Genomic DNA, 18765 nt, shown 5'->3' with positions numbered 1-18765 from the left:
GCTCCCGTCTATCGCGCCGCCGGGGCGGAAGCCGGGGCCGCCGGGGCCGGGGCCGAGGCGCCCGCCGTGGCGGGCGCGGAAACTGGCGGGGCCGCCTGCGCCCCCGAGGCCGGCCCGGCCGGCAGCCTGGGCGCCACCGGCTTGACGGTCATGCCCGGCTTGACCTTCTCCACGCCGTTGACGACCACGCGCTCGCCCGGGCTCAGGCCGCTGTCGATCACCCAGTAGCTGCCATAGGTGCCGGCCGTGACCAGCTTGCGCTGCGCGACCTTGTTGTCCTTGTCGAGCACCAGCGCCACCGGCTGCCCCTTCTGGTCGTGGGTGACGCCGATCTGCGGCACGATGATGGCGCGGTCGTTGGTGCCCTGGTCGATGCGGGCGCGCACGAACATGCCGGGCAGCAGCACGCCGTCCTTATTGGGGAAGATGGCCCGCACGGTGACCGAGCCGGTGGTCTGGTCGACGCTGACGTCGGTGAACTGCAGCTTGCCGGACGCGCCGTAGCTGCGCCCGTCCTCCAGCACCAGCGCGACCTTGGCGGCATTGGCGCCGTTCACCTGCAGGCGCCCCTCCTGGATCTGGCGGCGCAGCTTGAGGCCATCCACGCTGGACTGGGTCAGGTTGACGTAGATCGGGTCGAGCTGCTGGACCGTGGCCAGCAGCGTGGCCTGGCTGGCCTGCACGTAGGCGCCGGGGGTCACCTGCGACAGGCCGATGCGGCCGGTGATCGGCGAGGTTACGTCGGTGTAGCCCAGGTTGATCTGCGCAGTCTGCACGGCGGCCTTGCCGGCCGCCACGTCGGCCTGGGCCTGTCCCAGCGCTGCCACGGCATTGTCGTAGTCCTGCTTGCTGACGGCGTTGCCGGCGACCAGCACCTTGTAGCGCTGCACCAGGGCCTGCTGGGTGGCCACGTTGGCTTCGGCCTTCGCCAGCGCGGCCTTGGCGCTGTTCAGTGCGGCGATGTAGGGCTGCGGGTCGATCTTGTACAGCAACTGCCCGGCCTTGACGTCATCGCCTTCGGTGAAGACCCGGCGCAGCACGATGCCATCCACGCGGGCGCGCACCTGGGCCACCAGGAAGGCATTGGTGCGGCCGGGCAGTTCGCTGACGACGGGAACCGGTGTCGTCTGCACCGTATAGACGCCGGCCTCCGGCATCGGCGCCTGCGGGGCGGCCTGCTTCTTCCCGCATGCCGACAGTGCGGCGGCCGCCGCCGCACAGACCAGGAGAGAGGAAACCCGTTCGACGCGCATAGAGGAACCTCGGTTTCAATACGGTTGGGCTGGACCGGCTGGCGGGATGGCGGACCCGCACCACGCTGCGGCATGGCCGGCGCGGCCATGCGCACCGCTGGGGAGATGCTGCGCTGTTGGCGCGTCAGGCGCATGACAGGCATGGCCGCGCGGGCGCATGGAGTACTGCAGGAGGCCGGCGCGCCGCATGCGGCGGTGCCGGCCGGAGGAAGAACGGGTCGCGGTTCCGGTCCGGGAGGGTGGCATGTCGTCACCGGTGCAGGCGGTGCATCTGGCTAGGCAGGCAGTTCCTTGTCGGTGGTCGGCGGCTATTCCTGCCGGTGCGGCAGAGCCGCGGCGTTGAGGGCGCGGTGGGCGGGCAGGCGGTGGGGTGGGAGACGCGTCATGCTCGATCAGTGAAAGGCGCCCTGCGCAGAGGGCGCGGTTGCCGGCTGCCGCACGCGGATCGCGCCCGGGGCCGCCTTGCCGCCGAAGCCGATGCGGCTCCTGCCACGGCGTCTTCGACCCGGCCGCCGGATCACGGCGGCATCCGTTACATCACTTTAGGTCACGCCGGAGACAATGCAAGGAACGGGTCACGGTTCCATGAGCGCCGCCGCCAGGCGTCCGGGCATGTCCCGCCGGCATGCGTGGCTGCTGCTCAGGGAGGTCGACCACGCCATGTCGGCACCCGCGGTGGCCTCGGAGCACGGCGGCCAGCACGGCGGCGGCAGCGTGCCGACGCCGGAAGGGGGGAAGCAGGGATCGTGCTCTATCGCGCGATCCCGGCGGCGCGCGGCCGAGGCCGGTGCCGCCGAGGCCGAGCGCCTGCCGTCCTTGCCGGTGCCCGCCGGTGCATGGCGGGTTCGCGGGTCCGGCGCGGGTGTCAGGCCAGGCGCCGCGAGCGGATGCGGTAGCCGAAGGCGTCCGGATCCACGCTGTCGAGCGTGCCGGCCACCGTGTGCCCGTTCGGATACATCAGGAAGGGTACCGGCGGCGCGCCGCTGCCCGGCAATGCCACGTCGTGCCCATGGTTGTAGGCCACCCAGTTCATCTCCCAGGCGCCGAACAGCAGGGCGCGCGCCGCGCGCACCTTGGCGTGGTCCATCGGCAGGCCACCCGGCGCCTCTTCCAGCGCGACCTTGCGCACGTCGGCGGGATCGACCGGCACCCAGCCGTAGCCGGCCGTGTAGAACTCGGCGCGGCAATGCTGGGCCTTCGAAATATCGCCGTCCTTGCCCAGGGCCTTGAAGCCGTGCTGCGACAGGTCGACGCGCACGCCGTAGGCGTCGCGCGCCGGGATGCCGACGGCGCGCGACAGGGCCACGAACAGTGCGTTGATGTCCGCGCACTTGCCGTTCATGATGCCCCCGGTGCGCAGCATGGCCGCCACGTCGCCGGTGCCGCAGCCGCGCACGCTGGCATCGCGGCAGGTATGGTCGACCACCCATTGGTAGAGCGCGCGGGCCTTGGCCACGTCGTCGCCGGCGCCGGCTGTGACCTGCAGCGCGGTGTCGCGCACGATGCCGTCGAGGGGCAGCAGCCGGGTCGGCCGCAGGTATTCGCGCAGGACGGCGGCCGACTCGCGCGGCACGGCGGGCGAGGGCGCCTGGCCCAGGTCCACCGCGCGGTCGCGCAGCGCCACCACCTGGGTGAGCGTGGCGCGCAGCGGCCCGTCGGTGGCCTCCGGCCAGCCCACCACGACCATGCGCACATCGTATCCCGGCGCCAGTGCGGCACGCGCCTGTCCCGCCGGGGCCTCCCAGCGCGTTGCCAGCGTGCGCTGGTAGTCGCCGAGCTTGCCGCCCGTTGCAGGCAGCCAGACGCTGGCCGGCGCGGCCTGCGCGGGCAGCGCGACCTCGGTGACGATCTCGTAGGTGCGCCATCCAAGGCCGGCCGGTGCCGCATCCGGCGCCGGCGCGGCGGCCATGGCCGGAAGCCCCAGTCCAAGGCCGCTGAGGCCTGCCAGTGCCGGGGTGCCCGCCCCCAGCCGCAAGAATGCACGACGGTCCATGAGCCTTCCTCCACTCGTCAGGTTGCCGCGCATACGCCAGGGCGGCCATGCGCCGTCATTGCATAGTAGGCGGCGCCGGCCAGTTAGGGAGGATTCCGTGGGAGGGGGGCGGCGCGGGAACGGGCGGCCGTTGCGTGCCGCCGGGCAGGCCGCAGGCAGCAGGTTGCTGCCTGCTAGGAGGCAGCCGCGCCGCCGGTGTACTCGACGAAGCCGCTGTGGCGGCAGAAGCTGACCAGCCGCATGCCGGCCTGCTGCGCGATATCGATGGCCAGCGAGGTGGGCGCGGAAATCGTCGCCACCATCGGGATGCCCATGCGCGCGGCCTTGCGCACCAGCTCGTAGCTGGCGCGGCTGGACAGGAAGACGAAGCCCCGGCTCATGTCGACACCGGCGTGCGCGAGGTGTCCGACCAGCTTGTCCAGGGCGTTGTGCCGGCCGACGTCCTCGAAGGCGTGCAGGATGCCGCCATCGAGCGTGCACCAGGCGGCGGCATGCACGCCTCCGGTGGCCGCCATCAGGGTCTGGTGCGCCGGCAGCTCGCGCCAGGCACGCGCCAGCACCGCGTCGAGCGGCAGCGCCGGCAGCGGCCGCGGCACCGGCGCCGGCAGCAGATCCAGCATCTGCAGGCTTTCGATGCCGCACAATCCGCAGCCGGTGCGTCCGGCCAGTGTGCGGCGCCGGTCTTTCAAGGCCAGGAAGGCCTGCTGGGCGATGGTGAGCTGCACCTCGGCGCTGTCCGCGTGCAGCAGCACTTCGATGTCATGGATGTCGCCGACCCGCGCGACCAGGCCCTCGGTGAGCGCGAAGCCGGTGCCGAAAGCCTCCAGATCGCGCGGCGTGGCCATCATGACCGCGTGGGAGATGCCGTTGAAGACCAGGGCGACCGGAAATTCCTCGCTGACGTCATCGGCGCCCGCGGTAAAGGCATCGCCCTGGTGCCGGACGATGGCGCGGCGCTGGCTGCCGGTGCGTTCGGATTGGGGCTCAAGGCGCATCGGGGCTTCCTTTCTGGTATCGCCGTCGGCTCACTGGCGGAAAGCAGTGGGCGTCGAACCTGCCTGGGAACGGCTGGCGTCCCCGACCGGGTTTGAAGCCCAGGTTGCCCGAACATTATCACAGTGCGATGGCCCGACATCAACGAAGACACGGGGGGATCGGAGAGGGGCAACGCAGGATCGGCAAACGGTGACAGGCCACCCGTATCGGCGCGCGCAGTTCTCGCTGGGCACACTTTCCTTTGATTGCCGGCATTGTCCGCCCGCCTTCGTCAATGTGTCGCGCATTGTCGAAACCCGGGATTCCACCCTTCCCATCGCTTTGGCACATGCGCACGGATTCCATGCGGGCCTCCCCGGAAAGTAGGGGGCATATCGGAACCTTTCAGGCTGCGCTGTAGTAGTCTTCGCCAGACCATGTCTGAGATTGCGGGCCTTGGGATAGAAATAGCCGGAGCTATGCGCATGTCCATTCAGTGGTACCACAACTACATCGTCGAAGGCTTTGCAAAACCCTCCGGGGCCGGCAGGTTCGCGGCCCTCGGACGGGTACGGCTCGGCGACCATGTGATTGCCGAGTCCGAAGCGTTCGGTAGCTTCGCGCAGTGCAGCGATGCTCAGTCGGGCGGCCTGTCCTGGGCCCAGAGACATGTCGATGCCTTGATTTCCTCAGCGTGAGCCTGCTCCCGGCGAGCCCGGATTCACGCCGCGTGTCGAGACGCCGTCGATGAACGATAGGCGGAAATGGATACGCAGCAACTTCTGCAAATGCAAGGCAGGAGAGCAACAGGAGGTAAGGCTCCATGGCTGGACGGAATCCGTCAACTATCCTGAATGAATGGAAATTGAAAGAGGAAAGAGGAAAGGGAATTGAAAGACCGGGGGGCGCTCCGAGGTTGGAGTAGCAGGAGAGGTAGATGAGGCAGTCATTTGATCGATTCATTGCAACATATCCACTGACGTCCGGCGGGAATCGCCTGGTGCAAGTCTGCGGTGCCGCCTTGTGGGATTTCGGTCGATTTGAGTCACTCGGCCGGTGCACGGAAATGGCGACCACGATCTTTCCCAGGTTGCGCCTTTTCCGCCTGCCGATCCAGTCGCACGAATTGGACGTCGACGCGCTTCGCATCCTGGTCAGCACCCACATCGTGCATGACGTGTCGATAGCAGCGTAGCCGTCAGAACCGAGGATTTCTTGCCGCCGTCCTGGCGGCTCGCCCGCCGCGAGCGGGCGTTTTTCATTATTGGAGGCGGAGTGGACCGCTCATGTCCGGCGCGGCGGCCGTGGTGCGCGATTTCCCGTGCACCGGGCACTCCCTGTCGGCCGCTGCTCGATGAACCGGGGCAGGCGGCTGGGCTGTGTGCCGCCGCGCTGCAGGCCAGCTTCGGCCCGGGTGCTGGCCGGTGACCGATGGAAAAAGCGGGGCAAAGGCGCGGGAGCACCTTTGCCCACCGGGAGTGGCAGCATGAAAACGCTGCTGCGTGACATTTTCGGTGTTTGTATCAAACTTGTTACCCTGCACAAGTCTGGTGCATACGAAGGTGGGGTAAAGCGGCAGCGATGCCGGCCGTCGGCTTAGCTCCGGGGCAGGCCGGCAGGGCGCGCGTAGCGCTGCCTCGGTCAGCGCCGGCGGAACGCTGCGGGAATGGTCGCTACGCGTGGTCGGCATCGGCGTTCGCCGTGTCGGGCGTGACCGGTTCGGCGCGATAGGCGATCCAGTAGTGGTAGTAGCTCTTGTGATGGCGGGCCAGCTTCCGCTCGAAGAAGATCCGGACGGTGCCGGCCTCGCCGGCGTCGATCACCACCTCGGCATGCGCGAGTCCGTCAGCAGCGGCGGGGCCGAGCGTCTGTCTTGCCACGTGGACGAAGTCGCTCGGGACGCGCGCCAGGATGCCGTTTGCGGGGTGGGTAGCGGGGACGTACGTGTCGCAGGGATCGTCGTTGGCGATGCGGAGTTTCGGGTTGCCCATGATGCGCCACTTGCTGTGTACTGTATGAATATACAGTATAGCGCGGTGGCCGCTGCTCTGGTCCAGCGCTGGCCGTCGGCTGCAATGCCACGCGCAGATGACGTCACCCACCGATCGGCAGGCTGCTGCCAGCCGATCCGGTCATGGCATTGCCGTTCCGGACTGCTGCATGCGACATGCGCCGACATGCGCCGACATGCGCCGACATGCGGCCGACCACCCGGTCGCCCTGCTTGCCGACCGGGTCGGCGTGCTTGTGTCGCTCCGGAACAGATTTCAACGAAAGCGCCCTTACCCACGCATCAGGTGTAGCTCTCCCAGTTGTCAGCGAGCCATTCGGACACATCCATTCTCGAGCGGACGTCACTCGGCAAATGCAGGTGGATCAGGCGTTCGGCCTTGAGCGCATGGGCCCGGGTCAATGGCTTGCCATCGGCATCGTTCCAGCTCCGGCAGAAGTGGACCAGAAAGGCCAGCACCTCGTACCCCTCCTTGCGATTCAAAAGCACGTCATCCGGTTTCCCGGTCAGCTTGGGGTTGTCGCCATTCACAGGCGTCCAACTGTATTCGTATTGCAGGTCGCTCCGAGTGATGACAGGCATGGCGCGGCTTCCTTATCCCAAGAGTGCGAAGAAGTCGATGCCGCTCGCCGAAGGCAGGGCGGCGGTCACCAGCCCATGGTGAACGAGCCCTGGCCTGGCATCCAATCCCTCTAAAGAGCGGGGTGGGAAAAGCGGTGCCTTCCCTTGCTTGTCATGACTGGGCACTGCGGCTGCGCTGCTTGGGCGGCACGGAGAAGAACGCCAAGGTGAACCGGTGATCGGATGGCGAGTCTGGTCGTGAGGGCGTCTTCCGGCGACGGCGTGGCGCCTCGGTGGGATCTCAGTGGGACGGATGCCGAACAACCACTGTGAGTTGGCGGCACAGGGGCACTCCGGCGATGCCATGAAGCTGCAAGGGCGCAGGCGCGCGGCATGCAACGAGGAGCGCGAACGAGGAGCGCCAACGATGAGCACTCGAGCGGGCACTCGAGCGGGCATGGCAGAAAACCACAGGCCACCCCCGTTCCTCGCTCCCTTCGGTCTCCACCAGAGCGCCGGAAATCTTGTGGCGGAAAGCAGTAGGAGTCGAACCTACCTGGGAACGGCTGACGCCCCCAACCGGGTTTGAAGCCCGGCCGCATCACCGGATACGCCTGCCTTCCTCATGGCCCTTCGTCGTGAGCGGCTGCGGACGGGACCGCTGCGCCGTTCGCCTGCCCCTGCTGCCACTGGCCGTCGGGGCGCAGCATGCGCGCATTGCCAACCCGGCGAGTGTAACCGACGCGGTCGAGGAACTCCAAAACCTGGATGGCCCGCTTGCGCCCGAGGCCGACGGCGTCGCGGAACCGTGCCGCGTCGACGCTGCCGTGGTGTGCCACCAGCCCGCTCACCAGGGCGGCCAGCGCCTGGACGTGCGCGTGCGTATAGAACAGGTCGCGCACGACCTGGTGCACCTGGCCCTGGCGCGCCAGCTTGCGCAGCAGTTGCCGCATCGCGTCTTCCGGCACCTGGAGCGCGGCGGCGAGGTCGCGTACCCAGGGGGGATCATAGGCGCCGGCCTCCAGCAGCGGCATCACGCGCGGCTGCAAGGCTTGTTCGGCGGCGCTCAGACTGGCGGAGTGCGTGGGCAGTTGCAGCCAGGCGCCCTGGCGGCGCAGGGCGCCGCGCCCGGCCAGGGCGTCGAGCAGGCCGAGCCAGAGCGGGTCCGGCACCGGCGTGCCGGCGAAGGCGATGCGGCGTAGCGTGCCAGCGTCCGGGCCGGGCTCGTCCGGCTGGCGCGCGTGGAAGGCCGCCAGCGCTTCCAGCACGCGCGTCTGCAGGGCCTGCCAGTGCTCGGCGAGGATGAGGCTGGCCTCGTCCTGGGTCGGCGCGCCGATGCGCAGCGCGTCGGCTGGCAGGCGCCAGCCGCCGGGCGCGCCGGCGGCGAGGCAGCGCAGGCGCGCGACCGTGATGCCGCGCGGCGCCTGCGCCAGCAGCGGCGCCAGGCCGCTGCCGCCGGCCATCTGCTGCAGGGCGCGCAGGTAGGCCAGCCGTTGCGGCGCGCGGCGCCGGCGTTCCGGCGCGAACGGGTCCAGCACCACGCCGCCCCCCACGGTGCGGGTGGCCTGAGGATTGCGCGCGATGAAGCGGTCGCCCGGCCAGGCGCAGAGCGGGGCGGCGAACACGAGCTGGGCGAAGGCCTGCGCGCCGGGCTCGATGGTGTCGCCCTCCAGCAGCACGATGTTGGCAAGCCGGTGCGTGGTGCCCAGGTGGATGTGGAGCGGGGCCCAGTGCGCAAGGCGGTGGCCGCTGCCGGGCAGCAGGGCCAGCCGCACGTCGAGGCGCGTGGTGGGTGCCAGCAGGACCGGGTCGAGCACCCAGTCGCCGCGCGCGATGGCGTCCTTGTCGATGCCGGCGAGATTGAGGGCGCAGCGCTGCCCGGCATGGCCGGCCTCGGCCGGCTGCTGCTGGGCGTGGATGCTGCGCACGCGTGCGGGCAGGCCGGAGGGCGCCAGGCGCACGCTGTCGCCGACGCGGACCTGGCCACCGAAGACCGTGCCGGTCACCACGGTGCCGTGGCCGGCCAGCGTGAACACACGGTCGACGGCCAGGCGGAAGGGGCCGTCGGCGGCACGCGGCGGCAGCGCCAGCGCGGCCGCATGCAGATGGGCGCGCAGCGCCGCCACGCCGGCATCGCCGGCCCGGGTGGCGGCCAGCGCGAACACCGGCGCGCCGGCGAAGGGCGTGTCCGCCAGCAAGGCCGAGATCTCCGCGCGCACGGCCTCCAGCCGCGGCGGCTCGACGCGGTCCGCCTTGCTCAGCGCCACCACCGCCGCGCGTACGCCGAGCAATGCGAGGATGGCCACGTGCTCGCGGGTCTGCGGCATCACGCCGTCGTCGGCGGCCACCACCAGCAGGGCCAGGTCGATGCCGCTGGCGCCGGCCGCCATGGTATGGATCAGGCGTTCGTGGCCGGGCACGTCGATATAGCCGAGCACCTCGCCGCCCGGCAGCGGCGTGTAGGCGTAGCCCAGCTCGATGGAGATGCCGCGTGCCTTCTCTTCCTTGAGGCGGTCGGTGTCGACGCCGGTCAGTGCGCGCACCAGCGTGGTCTTGCCATGGTCGATATGGCCGGCGGTGCCGACGATCATGGCCGCAGGGCCTGCCACTGGGCGACGAAGCCGGCCTCCTCGTCTTCTTCCAGGCAACGCAGGTCCAGCCACAGGGCCTGTTCGCCGATGCGGCCGATGACCGGGCGCGGCAGCGCGCGCAGGGCCGCTTCCAGGCGCTGCAGCGGCTTGCCCGCGCCGGCGCGCCGGCCGGCCGCGGCGGCGATGCGCAGGCCGTGGCTGGGGACCTGGCTGAGCGGCAGCGCGCCGCTGCCGATCTGGCTGAACATCGGCGCGGCCTCGATCCGGTACTCCGCGCCCAGCGCCGGTGCCAGCAGCGGGCACAGGCGCTGGGCCTGGGCCTGCAGCGCGGCGGCGGGACGGGTCAGCAGGCGCAGGGTCGGCAAGGTCTGCGCCAGCAGCTCGGGCGCGCGGTACAGCCGCAGCACCGGCTCCAGCGCGGCCAGCGTCAGCTTGCCCACGCGCAGCGCGCGCTTGAGCGGGTTCTTCTTGATCTTGCGGATCAGGTCTGCGCGGCCGACGATCAGGCCGGCCTGCGGGCCGCCCAGCAGCTTGTCGCCGCTGAAGGTGACCAGGTCGGCGCCGGCGGCGATGGTCTCGCGCACCGTGGTCTCGCCGGGCAGGCCCCAGCGGCGCAGGTCGACCAGGGTGCCGCTGCCCAGGTCCACCACCACCGGCAGGCCGTGCGGGCGGGCCAGCGCCACCACCTCGTCCACCTCCACGCTGCGGGTGAAGCCGGTGATCTGGTAGTTGCTGCAGTGCACCTTCATCAGCAGCGCGGTGCGCGCGCCGATCGCGCCGGCATAGTCGTGCGGATGGGTGCGGTTGGTGGTGCCGATCTCGACCAGGCGCGTGCCGGCGCGCTGCATGATGTCGGGAATGCGGAAGGCGCCACCGATCTCGACCAGTTCGCCGCGCGACACCACCACTTCGCGCCGCTGCGCCAGCGTGTTCAGCATCAGCAGCACGGCGGCGGCGTTGTTGTTGACCACCGTCGCCGCCTCGGCACCGGTCAGCTCGCACAGCAGGTCTTCGACCAGGTCGTCGCGGTCGCCGCGGCCGCCGCTGTCGAGATCGAATTCCAGGTTGGCCGGCGCGGTCAACGCCCGTGCCACCTCGGCCACCGCTTCCTGCGGCAGCAGGGCGCGGCCCAGGTTGGTGTGCAGTACCGTGCCGGTCAGGTTGTAGACGGCGCGCAGGCGCGGGCGCGCGGCATCGTCCAGGGTGGCCGTCAGCGCCTGCGCCAGCGCGGCGTCTTCCAGCGCCGGCCGCAGCAGCTGCCCGGCCACGGCACGCGCGCGGTAGTCGTCGAGCAGCCGGCGCAGCGCGGCGGTCACCTGGCTGCGGCCGTAGCGCGCCAGCAGCGGTTGCAGGGGTTCGGCGTTGAGCAGGCGGTCGACCGAGGGGATGTCCACCGGCCCCGCCAGCAACGGCGCGCTAGCGTCCATCGGCGGCCTCCCGGCCCGGCTGCCACAGCAGCGGATTGGCGCTGGCGCGGGCATAGCCGGCCTCGCCCATCAGCACGTCCAGGGTCAGCGTGGCGAGGTCGTCGGCCAGCGGCTCGACCTGCGGATCCTTTTCCATGTAGCAGATCTTGCGGTAGCTGTGGCAGTGGTCGCAGGACTCGGCCTTGACCGCTTCGCCGGCGCCGTCGACGGTGTAGTAGGCGATGCCTTCGGTGGATTCGCAGTGGCTGCACTTGACGCGCACCATGTGCCACTCGCTGGCGCACAGGCCGCAGTGCAGGTAGCGCAGGCCCTGGAAGCGGCCGCCGATGCGCACGATGCTGGCCACCGGCAGCGAACCGCACACCGGGCAGACGCCGGCCACCTCCAGCAGCGGCACGTCCTGCTCGCGCAGCTGCCCGGCCTGGTGCGTCCAGCTGACCTGCAGCGCGGCCATCAGGAAGGGCGCGAGGGCGGCGTCGATGCCGTCGTCGCGTCCGGCCAGCAGGGCCTGGACCTGGTCTTCCAGCTCGCGCGCCGGCAGCGTGCCGAGGCGCGCCAGCGCCTGCCGTGCCGGCGGCGGCAGGGCAGGCGCCTGGTCGAGCCGGCTGAGCAGGCCGGCCAGCGCGCCGCGCCAGGCGCCGTGGCCCTGGCCGCCGGCCGCGGTCAGCGGCGGCATGCCGTGGGCCAGCGCCAGTTCGATGTCGCGCGGATCGGGCGCCGGAACCGCCAGGGTCTGGGCGATTTCATGCTGTGCCGCCGCCAGCACGGCCATGGCTTCGAGGTAGGGGCCGATCGGATTGCCGCCGCTCAACTGCCGCAGCCGGGCGGCGCGGGCGGAGAAGACATCGCCGTGCCGCGGCAGGCGCAGCCTGGCCAGTGCGACGTGGTCGAGCGACTCGATTTCGTGGGGTTGCAGGATGCGCTGCGCCATGGGCGGTCCACCGAGGGGAGGGGAGCCGGCCGGCGCTCGCGCATCCGGCCGGCGCTATTTGTCGCCTTGCCGGAAGACCTCGCGGAACCATCCGCGATGGTGCTTCCAGGCCCATCCGCGCGTCACCGTGCCACGCGTCATCGCTCCGACCGTGCCCTGGATCCACAGCGCCGCATAGATGTGGACAATGATGCCGCAAATCAGCACGAAGGCGCAAACGGCATGCAGCAGCGAAGCGGCACGGATCATGCCGACGGGAAAGTACTGCGAGAAATAGGTGCGCCAGATCACCATGCCGCTGGCCAGCAGCAACAGCAGGCTGATCACCATGACGAAGAACAGCAGTTTCTGCCCGCCGTTGTAGCGGCCGACCTCGGGCAGCGCCTCCTCGCGGTTGTTGACCACGTCGCCCAGGTGCGCCAGCCAGGCGCGGTCGGCGCGCGTCAGCAGGTTGTGGCGCCACATGCGCAGCGCCAGCACGGCGAAGGCCAGCACCATGACGATGCCGAGGAACGGATGCAGGATGCGCGTCCAGGTGCCGCCGCCGAACAGGTTGCTCAGCCAGAACATCGACGGGTGGAACAGCGCCAGTCCCGACAGCGCCAGCAGCACGAAGGCGATGGCGACGATCCAGTGCGTGGTGCGCTCGCCGGCAGTGTAGCGGACGATCAGGCCGGGCTTGTCAGCGGGCTTCATGGTGGTCCTCCCGGTCTTGCTGCGGCCCCGGTTCGCGGCCCTCCAGGGCCTGGCCGGCTGCCTCCTCGTCCTCCGGCCCGGTCTCGTTGGGTCCGACGCGGATGTAGTGGAAGAAGCCCGCCAGCGCGGTCAGCACCATGCCGGCCACCGCCAGCGGCTTGGCCACGCCTTTCCACAGGCCCACCAGCGGGCTGATGCGGGGCTGGTCCGGCAGCCCGTGGTAAAGCGAGGGCTGGTCCGCATGGTGCAGCACATACATCACATGGGTGCCGCCCACGCCGGCCGGGTCGTACAGGCCGGCCTTGTCGAAACCGCGCGACTTCAGGTCCTCGATGCGCTCGGCCGCGTGGTCTTTCATCGCCTCCTTGGTGCCGAACACGATGGCGCCGGTCGGGCAGGTCTTGACGCAGGCCGGCTCCTGCCCCACGCCCACGCGGTCGGAGCACAGCGTGCACTTGTAGGCCTTGTGATCGGTCTTGGACAGGCGCGGGATGTTGAACGGGCAGCCGGTGATGCAGTAGCCGCAGCCGATGCAGTTCTCCTCGTGGAAGTCCACGATGCCGTTGGTGTACTGCACGATCGCGCCGGGCGAGGGGCAGGCCTTCAGGCAGCCCGGATCCTCGCAGTGCATGCAGCCGTCCTTGCGGATCAGCCACTCGAAGTTGCCATTGGGATTCTCGTACTCGGCGAAGCGCATCACGGTCCACGACTGCGCCGACAGGTCGGCCGGGTTGTCGTAGACGCCGACGTTGGTGCCGACCTCGTCGCGCAGGTCGTTCCATTCCATGCAGGCCGCTTGGCAGGCCTTGCAGCCGATGCACTTGGTGGTGTCGATCAGCTTGGCGACCTCGCCGGAGGCCGTCTGGCGCGCCTGCGGCGGCGGCGTGGTGGTGGCCGAGCGGCGCTTGATGTCCAGGGATTGCAGTGCCATCGCGCCTCTCCTATGCCTTCTCGACCTTCACCAGGAAGGACTTGAATTCCGGCGTCTGCGAGTTGCCGTCGGCGACGAAGGGCGTCAGCGTGTTGGCCAGGAAGCCGGGCCTGGCCAAGCCGGTGAAGCCCCAGTGGATCGGCACGCCGACGGTGTGCACGGTGCGGCCGTCGATCTGCAGCGGCTTGATGCGCTTGGTCACCAGTGCCACGGCCTTGATATAGCCGCGCTTGGAACTGACCTTGACACGGTCACCGGCGACGATGCCGATCTCCTTGGCCAGCGCCTCGCCGATCTCGACGAACTGCTCGGGCTGCAGCACCGCATTGATGCGGGCGTGCTTGGTCCAGTAGTGGAAGTGCTCGGTCAGCCGGTAGGTGGTGGCCACGTGCGGGAAGGCATCGGCCTTGCCGAAGTTGGCCCAGTCGCCGGGGAAGACGCGCGCGGCCGGATTGCTGACGGCCTCGGGGCGCTTGCCGTTCATCAGGTTGTAGCCGAGCGGGGTCTCGAAGGGCTCGTAGTGCTCGGGGAAGGGGCCCTCGGCCATATTGGCGCGGGCGAAGAAGCGCGCCACGCCTTCGGGCAGCATGATGAAGGGCCCCATGCCTTGGCCCGGGTCTTCGTCGATCTTGAAGTCCGGCACATCGGCGCCGCCCCAGCTCTTGCCGTTCCAGCCGATCAGCTTGCGCGCCGGATTGAAGGGCTTGCCGGCCGTGTCGCAGGAGGCCCGGTTGTACAGCACGCGCCGGTTGGCCGGCCAGGCCCAGGCCCAGTTGAGGGTCTGGCCGATGCCGGTGGGATCGGCATTGTCGCGCCGCGCCATCTGGTTGCCGGCCTGGGTCCACGCGCCGCAGAAGATCCAGCAGCCGCTCAGCGTGCTGCCATCGTCGCGCAGCTCGGCGAAGCCGGACAGCTGCTCGCCGGCGCGGTGCAGGATCTTGGCCGGGTCCTTCGGATCGGCGAGATCGGTGAGCGCGCGTCCCGAATACTCCTTGGCGATTTCCTCGGGCGTCGGGCTGTCCGGCCGGGCATAGGGCCACGACAGCTTGACGATGGGATCGGGGAACTTGCCGCCGTCTTTCCGGTACAGCTCGCGCAGGCGCAGGAACAGGCCCGACATGATCTCGATGTCGGTGCGCGCCAGTCCGGGCGGCTCGGCGCCCTTCCAGTGCCATTGCAGCCAGCGCCCGGAATTCACCAGGGAGCCGTCTTCCTCGGCGAAGCAGGTGGTCGGCAGGCGGAACACCTCGGTCTGGATCTGCGCCGGGTCGACGTCGTTGTATTCGCCGGCGTGGCGCCAGAATTCGGAGGTCTCGGTGGCCAGCGGATCCATCACCACCAGGAACTTCAGGCGCGACAGCCCGCGCATCACCTTGGCCTTGTTCGGTGCCGCGGCCAGCGGGTTAAAGCCCTGCGCGATGTAGCCGGTCATCTTGTCCTGGTTCATCAGCTCCACGACCTGCAGCAGGTCGTAGGGCTTGTCGAGCTTGGGCAGGTAATCGAAGGCCCAGCGGTTCTCCGCGGTGGCGGCGTCGCCCCACCAGGCCTTCATCAGGCTGACGTGGAACTTGCCGTAGTTCTGCCAGTAGCTGAGCTGGTTGGGCCGCAGCGGCTTGGAGGCGCGTGCCTCGATGTACTGGTCGTAGTCCTGCTCCTGCTCGGTCGGCAGTGTCATGTAGCCGGGCAGCAGGTTGGACATCAGGCCCAGGTCGGTCAGCCCCTGGATATTGGAGTGGCCGCGCAGCGCGTTCATGCCGCCGCCGGCGACGCCGATATTGCCCAGCAGCAGCTGCACCATGGCGCCGGTACGGATGATCTGCGAGCCGATCGAGTGCTGCGTCCAGCCCAGCGCATACAGGATGGTCATGGCGCGCGTGGGCACGGCGGTGGAGGCCAGCAGGTCGCACACGGCCTGGAACTTGTCGCGCGGCGTGCCGCAGACCCGTTCCACCATCTCCGGCGTATAGCGCGCGTAGTGCTGCTTGAGCAGGTTGTAGACGCAGCGCGGATGGCCCAGCGTCGGGTCGGTCTTGACGAAGCCGTCCTCGCCCTTCTCGTAGTCCCACGAGGCCTTGTCATAGGTGCGCTTCTCGGCGTCGTAGCCCGAGAACAGGCCGCGTTCGAAGGAGAAGTCCTCGCGCACGATGAAGCTGAAGTCGGTGTAGTTCCTGACGTACTCGTGCTGGATCTTGTCGTTGGCCAGCAGGTAGCGGATCACGCCGCCAAGGAAGACGATGTCGGTGCCGGTGCGTATCGGCACGTAGAGATCGGCCACCGAGGCGGAACGGGTGAAGCGCGGGTCGACCACGATCAGGCGCGCCTTGTTGTGCGCCTTGGCCTCGGTCACCCACTTGAAACCGCAAGGGTGGGCCTCGGCCGCATTGCCGCCCATGATCAGGATCACGTCCGCGTTCTTGATGTCGACCCAATGGTTCGTCATCGCTCCACGGCCGAACGTCGGGGCAAGACCTGCCACCGTCGGGCCGTGTCAGACACGCGCCTGGTTGTCGAATCCCAGAATGCCGAAGCTGCGGACGACCTTGTGCGTCAGGTAGCCGACCTCGTTGCTGCTGGCCGAGGCGGCCAGCATGCCGGTGGTCAGCCAGCGGTTGACGGTGCGGCCGTCGGCCGTCTTCTCGACGAAGTTGGCGTCGCGGTCCTGCTTCATCAGCCGGGCGATGCGGTCCAGCGCGTCGTCCCAGGCGATCGGCTGCCACTTGTCCGAGCCCGGCGCGCGGTACTCGGGCTGCACCAGGCGGCTGGGACTGTGCACGAAGTCGATCAGGGCGGCGCCCTTGGGACAGAGCGTGCCGCGGTTGACCGGATGGTCGGGGTCGCCCTCGATATGGATGATGCTGGCCTTGGCGTTCTTGGCGCCGTCGCCCAGGCTGTACATCAGCAGCCCGCAGGCCACCGAGCAGTAGGGGCAGGTGTTGCGCGTCTCGGTGGCGCGCGCCAGCTTGTAGGCGCGTACCTCGGCCAGTGCGGTGTCGGGCGCGAAGCCCATCAGCGCCAGGCTCGAGCCCGCTAGCGAGGCGCCAGTGACCTTCAGGAACTGGCGCCGGTTCATCATGACCATGGGGACACCTCCTCGTCATGGCGCCTTGGCTGAGCGCAGGCGACATCGCTGGTTCAGTATAGGCCAAGTGGCGCAACACCCACTATGGGGATCTGCCCCGACTTCGGCCGCGGCGCGTGCGCCCGGTGCGGTGCAGCATGGCGGGGCGGGGCGTCAGGCGGCCAGCGCGGCGACCTTGCGCAAGGCATCCTCCAGCGCCGGCAGCGCGATCGAGCCCAGCGCGAGGCGCAGGGCCTGCGGCACCGCCGGCCCGGCGCAGAAGGGCTCCGCCGTCGTCACCAGCACGCCCTGTCGCGCCAGCGCGGCCGCCACGCCGTCGGCGCGCCGGTCGTCGGAGAGCGCCAGCCACAGGTAGTAGGCACCCGGGTGGGCGGTGATCGCGCAGCCCTGCAGCAGGCGCCGTGCCAGCCGCTGGCGCTGCCGCGCGTCGCGCCGCTTGCGCATCTCCAGCGCATCGACGGTGCCCGACTCGATCCAGCGGCAGGCGAGCGCCACCATCAGCGACGGCGTGTTCCAGGTCGACACGCGGATGGCGCGCTCCAGCGCCGGCACCAGTCCGGGCGGCGCCGCCACGAAGCCCAGGCGCAGTCCCGAGGCGACGCTCTTGGACAGCCCCGACACGTAGAGCGTGCGCTCCGGCGCGTGGCAGAAGACCGGGGCGGGAGCGGGTTCGGCCAGGAAGGCGTAGGCGCCGTCCTCGATGATCAGCAGGTCGTGCCGCCGCGCGATGGCGGCCAGCCGGGCGCGCTCGGCCTCGGGCATCACGTGGCCGAGCGGATTGTGCAAGGTCGGCATGGTGTAGACGGCGCGCACCGGGCGGCGCCGGCACAGCGCCTCCAGCCGGTCGAGGTCGGTGCCGCCGGTGCCGCCGCTGCTGATGGGCAGCGGCGCCAGCTCGAGGCGGCAGGATTCGGCCAGCGTCTTCATGCCCGGGTAGGTCAAGGCGTCGATGGCCAGCAGGTCGCCCGGCCGCAGCAGCGCCATGGCGGCCACCGCCAGCCCCTGCTGGGCGCCGTTGACGATCAGCACCTGCGCGGCCGGCACGCGGATGCCCCGGTTGCGCAGGTGGCGCGCGACGGTCTCCCTTTCGTGCGGGCGCCCGCCCTGCGGCGCCGAGTGCAGCAGGGCGTCGAGATCGCCCGAGGCGGCGATGGCGCGCAGGCCCTCGCGCAGCAGTTCCGCCTGATCGGGCAGCGCCGGATAGTTGAAGGTCAGGTCGACCGCGCCGGAGGGCAGGGGCCGTTGCTCCAGCCCCAGGCCGCGCGGCAGGGAGGTGTCGCGCACGAAGGTGCCGCGGCCGGTTTCGCCCACCGCCAGGCCGGCGGCCTCCAGCTCCGCGTAGACGCGCGAGGCGGTGGCCAGGGCGATGCCGTGCTGCCGCATCAGTTGCCGCACCGCCGGCAGGCGCGTGCCGGGCGGCAATTCACCGTCGTGGATGCGCGCGGCGAAGGCATCGACGATGCTGCGGTAGCGGGGCGGGGCCATGGGTGTCGGCGGGCGAGGGGAGAGCGGGTGGGCGGGCGGGGTGTATCTAGGACAATTTCTTGTTCGTACTGCATCCGGAGTCTACGCTGCGGCCATTCCCTTCGCCACCTTCTTGCGCCGACCCCACGATGCCCGATCCCGCCACCCTGTCGCTGTTCTGCGGCGCCGTCCTGATGCTGATGCTCTCTCCCGGCCCCAATACGGCCTTCGTCATGGCGCATGGCGCCGCCTGCGGCCTGCGCGGTGGCGTTGCCGCGGCGCTGGGCATCGCCGGCGCGGACCTGTTGCTCACCGCCTTGACCGCGAGCGGCGTGACCGCCGTGGTGGTGGCCTGGGCGCCTGCCCTGGACCTGATCCGCTACGCCGGCGCGGCCTACCTGCTGTGGCTGGCCGCCAAGGCGCTGCGCCCGGCGCGCGGCGCCGGCGGCGGGGGCGGCACCGCGGCAGGCGCCAGCCGGCCGGCGGGGGCCGCCGCGGTGTTCGTGCGCGGCCTGCTGAACTGCCTGCTCAATCCGAAGGCGCTGCTGTTCTTCCTGGTGTTCCTGCCGCAGTTCGTGGTGCCGGGGCAGGGGCCGGTGGCGTCGCAACTGCTTGTGCTGGGCGCCCTGCTCTCGGCGATCAGCCTGCTCTACCACGCCTTGCTGGGCGCGCTCGGCGCGAGCCTGCGGCGCCTGCCGCGAGCGCGGCCCGGGCTGGCGCGCCTGCAGTCGGTCGCGCTGGCCTTGCTGATGGCGGGCCTGGCGGTGCGCCTCCTGCTGCAGCGCGCGGCATGAGGGCGGACGGGGCGGGCGCGGCTGCCTTGCGGTCACTTCGTCCCCTTCGTCCCCTTCGT

15 protein-coding genes and 1 tRNA gene are annotated in these 18765 nt (G+C 70.2%); 3 read left to right on the top strand and 13 right to left on the bottom strand.

Features of this window, described 5'->3' with window-relative positions; genetic code table 11:
* Positions 1 to 8 precede the first annotated feature (8 nt).
* From BKK80_RS29715 to fdhD, 3 genes are all read right to left on the bottom strand, one after another.
* Positions 9 to 1253: an efflux RND transporter periplasmic adaptor subunit gene (locus BKK80_RS29715; protein WP_071072407.1), complete on the bottom strand. Its 1245-nt coding sequence runs from the start codon at positions 1251 to 1253 to the stop codon at positions 9 to 11.
* An 865-nt stretch (positions 1254 to 2118) separates the two neighbouring features.
* Entirely contained in the window at positions 2119 to 3246 is a 1128-nt protein-coding gene (locus BKK80_RS29710; RefSeq protein ID WP_071019093.1) for a transglutaminase-like domain-containing protein, read from the bottom strand.
* 173 nt (positions 3247 to 3419) lie between these two features.
* Entirely contained in the window at positions 3420 to 4241 is an 822-nt protein-coding gene (gene fdhD / locus BKK80_RS29705) for a formate dehydrogenase accessory sulfurtransferase FdhD (protein WP_071019095.1), read from the bottom strand.
* A 465-nt stretch (positions 4242 to 4706) separates the two neighbouring features.
* Between fdhD and BKK80_RS29700 the strand changes: the two genes are divergently transcribed.
* Entirely contained in the window at positions 4707 to 4919 is a 213-nt protein-coding gene (locus tag BKK80_RS29700; protein WP_156811455.1) for a hypothetical protein, read from the top strand.
* 239 nt (positions 4920 to 5158) lie between these two features.
* Positions 5159 to 5416 carry a hypothetical protein gene (locus BKK80_RS29695; RefSeq protein ID WP_071072405.1) on the top strand — a complete coding sequence of 86 codons (258 nt, stop codon included), beginning with the start codon at positions 5159 to 5161 and terminating at the stop codon, positions 5414 to 5416.
* Positions 5417 to 5894: 478 nt separating this feature from the next.
* Here BKK80_RS29695 and BKK80_RS29690 read toward each other — a convergent pair whose 3' ends face one another.
* From BKK80_RS29690 to BKK80_RS29645, 10 genes are all read right to left on the bottom strand, one after another.
* Positions 5895 to 6212, bottom strand: coding sequence for a hypothetical protein (locus BKK80_RS29690; protein ID WP_071019098.1), 318 nt, complete (start codon positions 6210 to 6212; stop codon positions 5895 to 5897).
* 302 nt (positions 6213 to 6514) lie between these two features.
* Complete coding sequence (locus BKK80_RS29685) at positions 6515 to 6814, bottom strand: hypothetical protein (RefSeq protein ID WP_071019100.1); 300 nt, start codon at positions 6812 to 6814, stop codon at positions 6515 to 6517.
* 506 nt (positions 6815 to 7320) lie between these two features.
* Positions 7321 to 7416 (bottom strand) — tRNA-Sec (locus BKK80_RS36795).
* A complete protein-coding gene (selB, locus tag BKK80_RS29680; RefSeq protein WP_071072403.1) occupies positions 7417 to 9384 on the bottom strand; it encodes a selenocysteine-specific translation elongation factor in 1968 nt (655 codons plus the stop codon).
* The gene (selA, locus tag BKK80_RS29675; protein WP_071072401.1) at positions 9381 to 10811 is read right to left on the bottom strand and encodes an L-seryl-tRNA(Sec) selenium transferase; all 1431 of its coding nucleotides are present in this window, start codon (positions 10809 to 10811) and stop codon (positions 9381 to 9383) included. The genes selB and selA overlap by 4 nt, the downstream gene beginning before the upstream one ends.
* Entirely contained in the window at positions 10801 to 11742 is a 942-nt protein-coding gene (fdhE, locus tag BKK80_RS29670) for a formate dehydrogenase accessory protein FdhE (protein WP_071072399.1), read from the bottom strand. The genes selA and fdhE overlap by 11 nt, the downstream gene beginning before the upstream one ends.
* Before the next feature lie 54 nt (positions 11743 to 11796).
* A complete protein-coding gene (locus BKK80_RS29665; protein ID WP_071019108.1) occupies positions 11797 to 12438 on the bottom strand; it encodes a formate dehydrogenase subunit gamma in 642 nt (213 codons plus the stop codon).
* Positions 12425 to 13369, bottom strand: a complete 945-nt coding sequence (gene fdxH / locus BKK80_RS29660) for a formate dehydrogenase subunit beta (RefSeq protein WP_071019109.1) — start codon at positions 13367 to 13369, stop codon at positions 12425 to 12427. The genes BKK80_RS29665 and fdxH overlap by 14 nt, the downstream gene beginning before the upstream one ends.
* A 10-nt stretch (positions 13370 to 13379) precedes the next feature.
* The gene (gene fdnG, locus BKK80_RS29655; protein WP_156811456.1) at positions 13380 to 16448 is read right to left on the bottom strand and encodes a formate dehydrogenase-N subunit alpha; all 3069 of its coding nucleotides are present in this window, start codon (positions 16446 to 16448) and stop codon (positions 13380 to 13382) included.
* 153 nt (positions 16449 to 16601) lie between these two features.
* Entirely contained in the window at positions 16602 to 17933 is a 1332-nt protein-coding gene (locus BKK80_RS29645; RefSeq protein ID WP_071072397.1) for an aminotransferase-like domain-containing protein, read from the bottom strand.
* Positions 17934 to 18061: 128 nt separating this feature from the next.
* On the opposite strand from BKK80_RS29645, the gene BKK80_RS29640 reads away from it, so the two are divergent.
* A complete protein-coding gene (locus BKK80_RS29640; protein ID WP_071019117.1) occupies positions 18062 to 18706 on the top strand; it encodes a LysE family translocator in 645 nt (214 codons plus the stop codon).
* Positions 18707 to 18765 lie beyond the last annotated feature (59 nt).

This window comes from Cupriavidus malaysiensis, assembly GCF_001854325.1.
GTDB classification, from domain to species: Bacteria; Pseudomonadota; Gammaproteobacteria; order Burkholderiales; family Burkholderiaceae; genus Cupriavidus; species Cupriavidus malaysiensis.
Note: the sequence above shows the minus strand (reverse complement) of the source record. Positions and strands in the feature narration are given on the sequence as shown.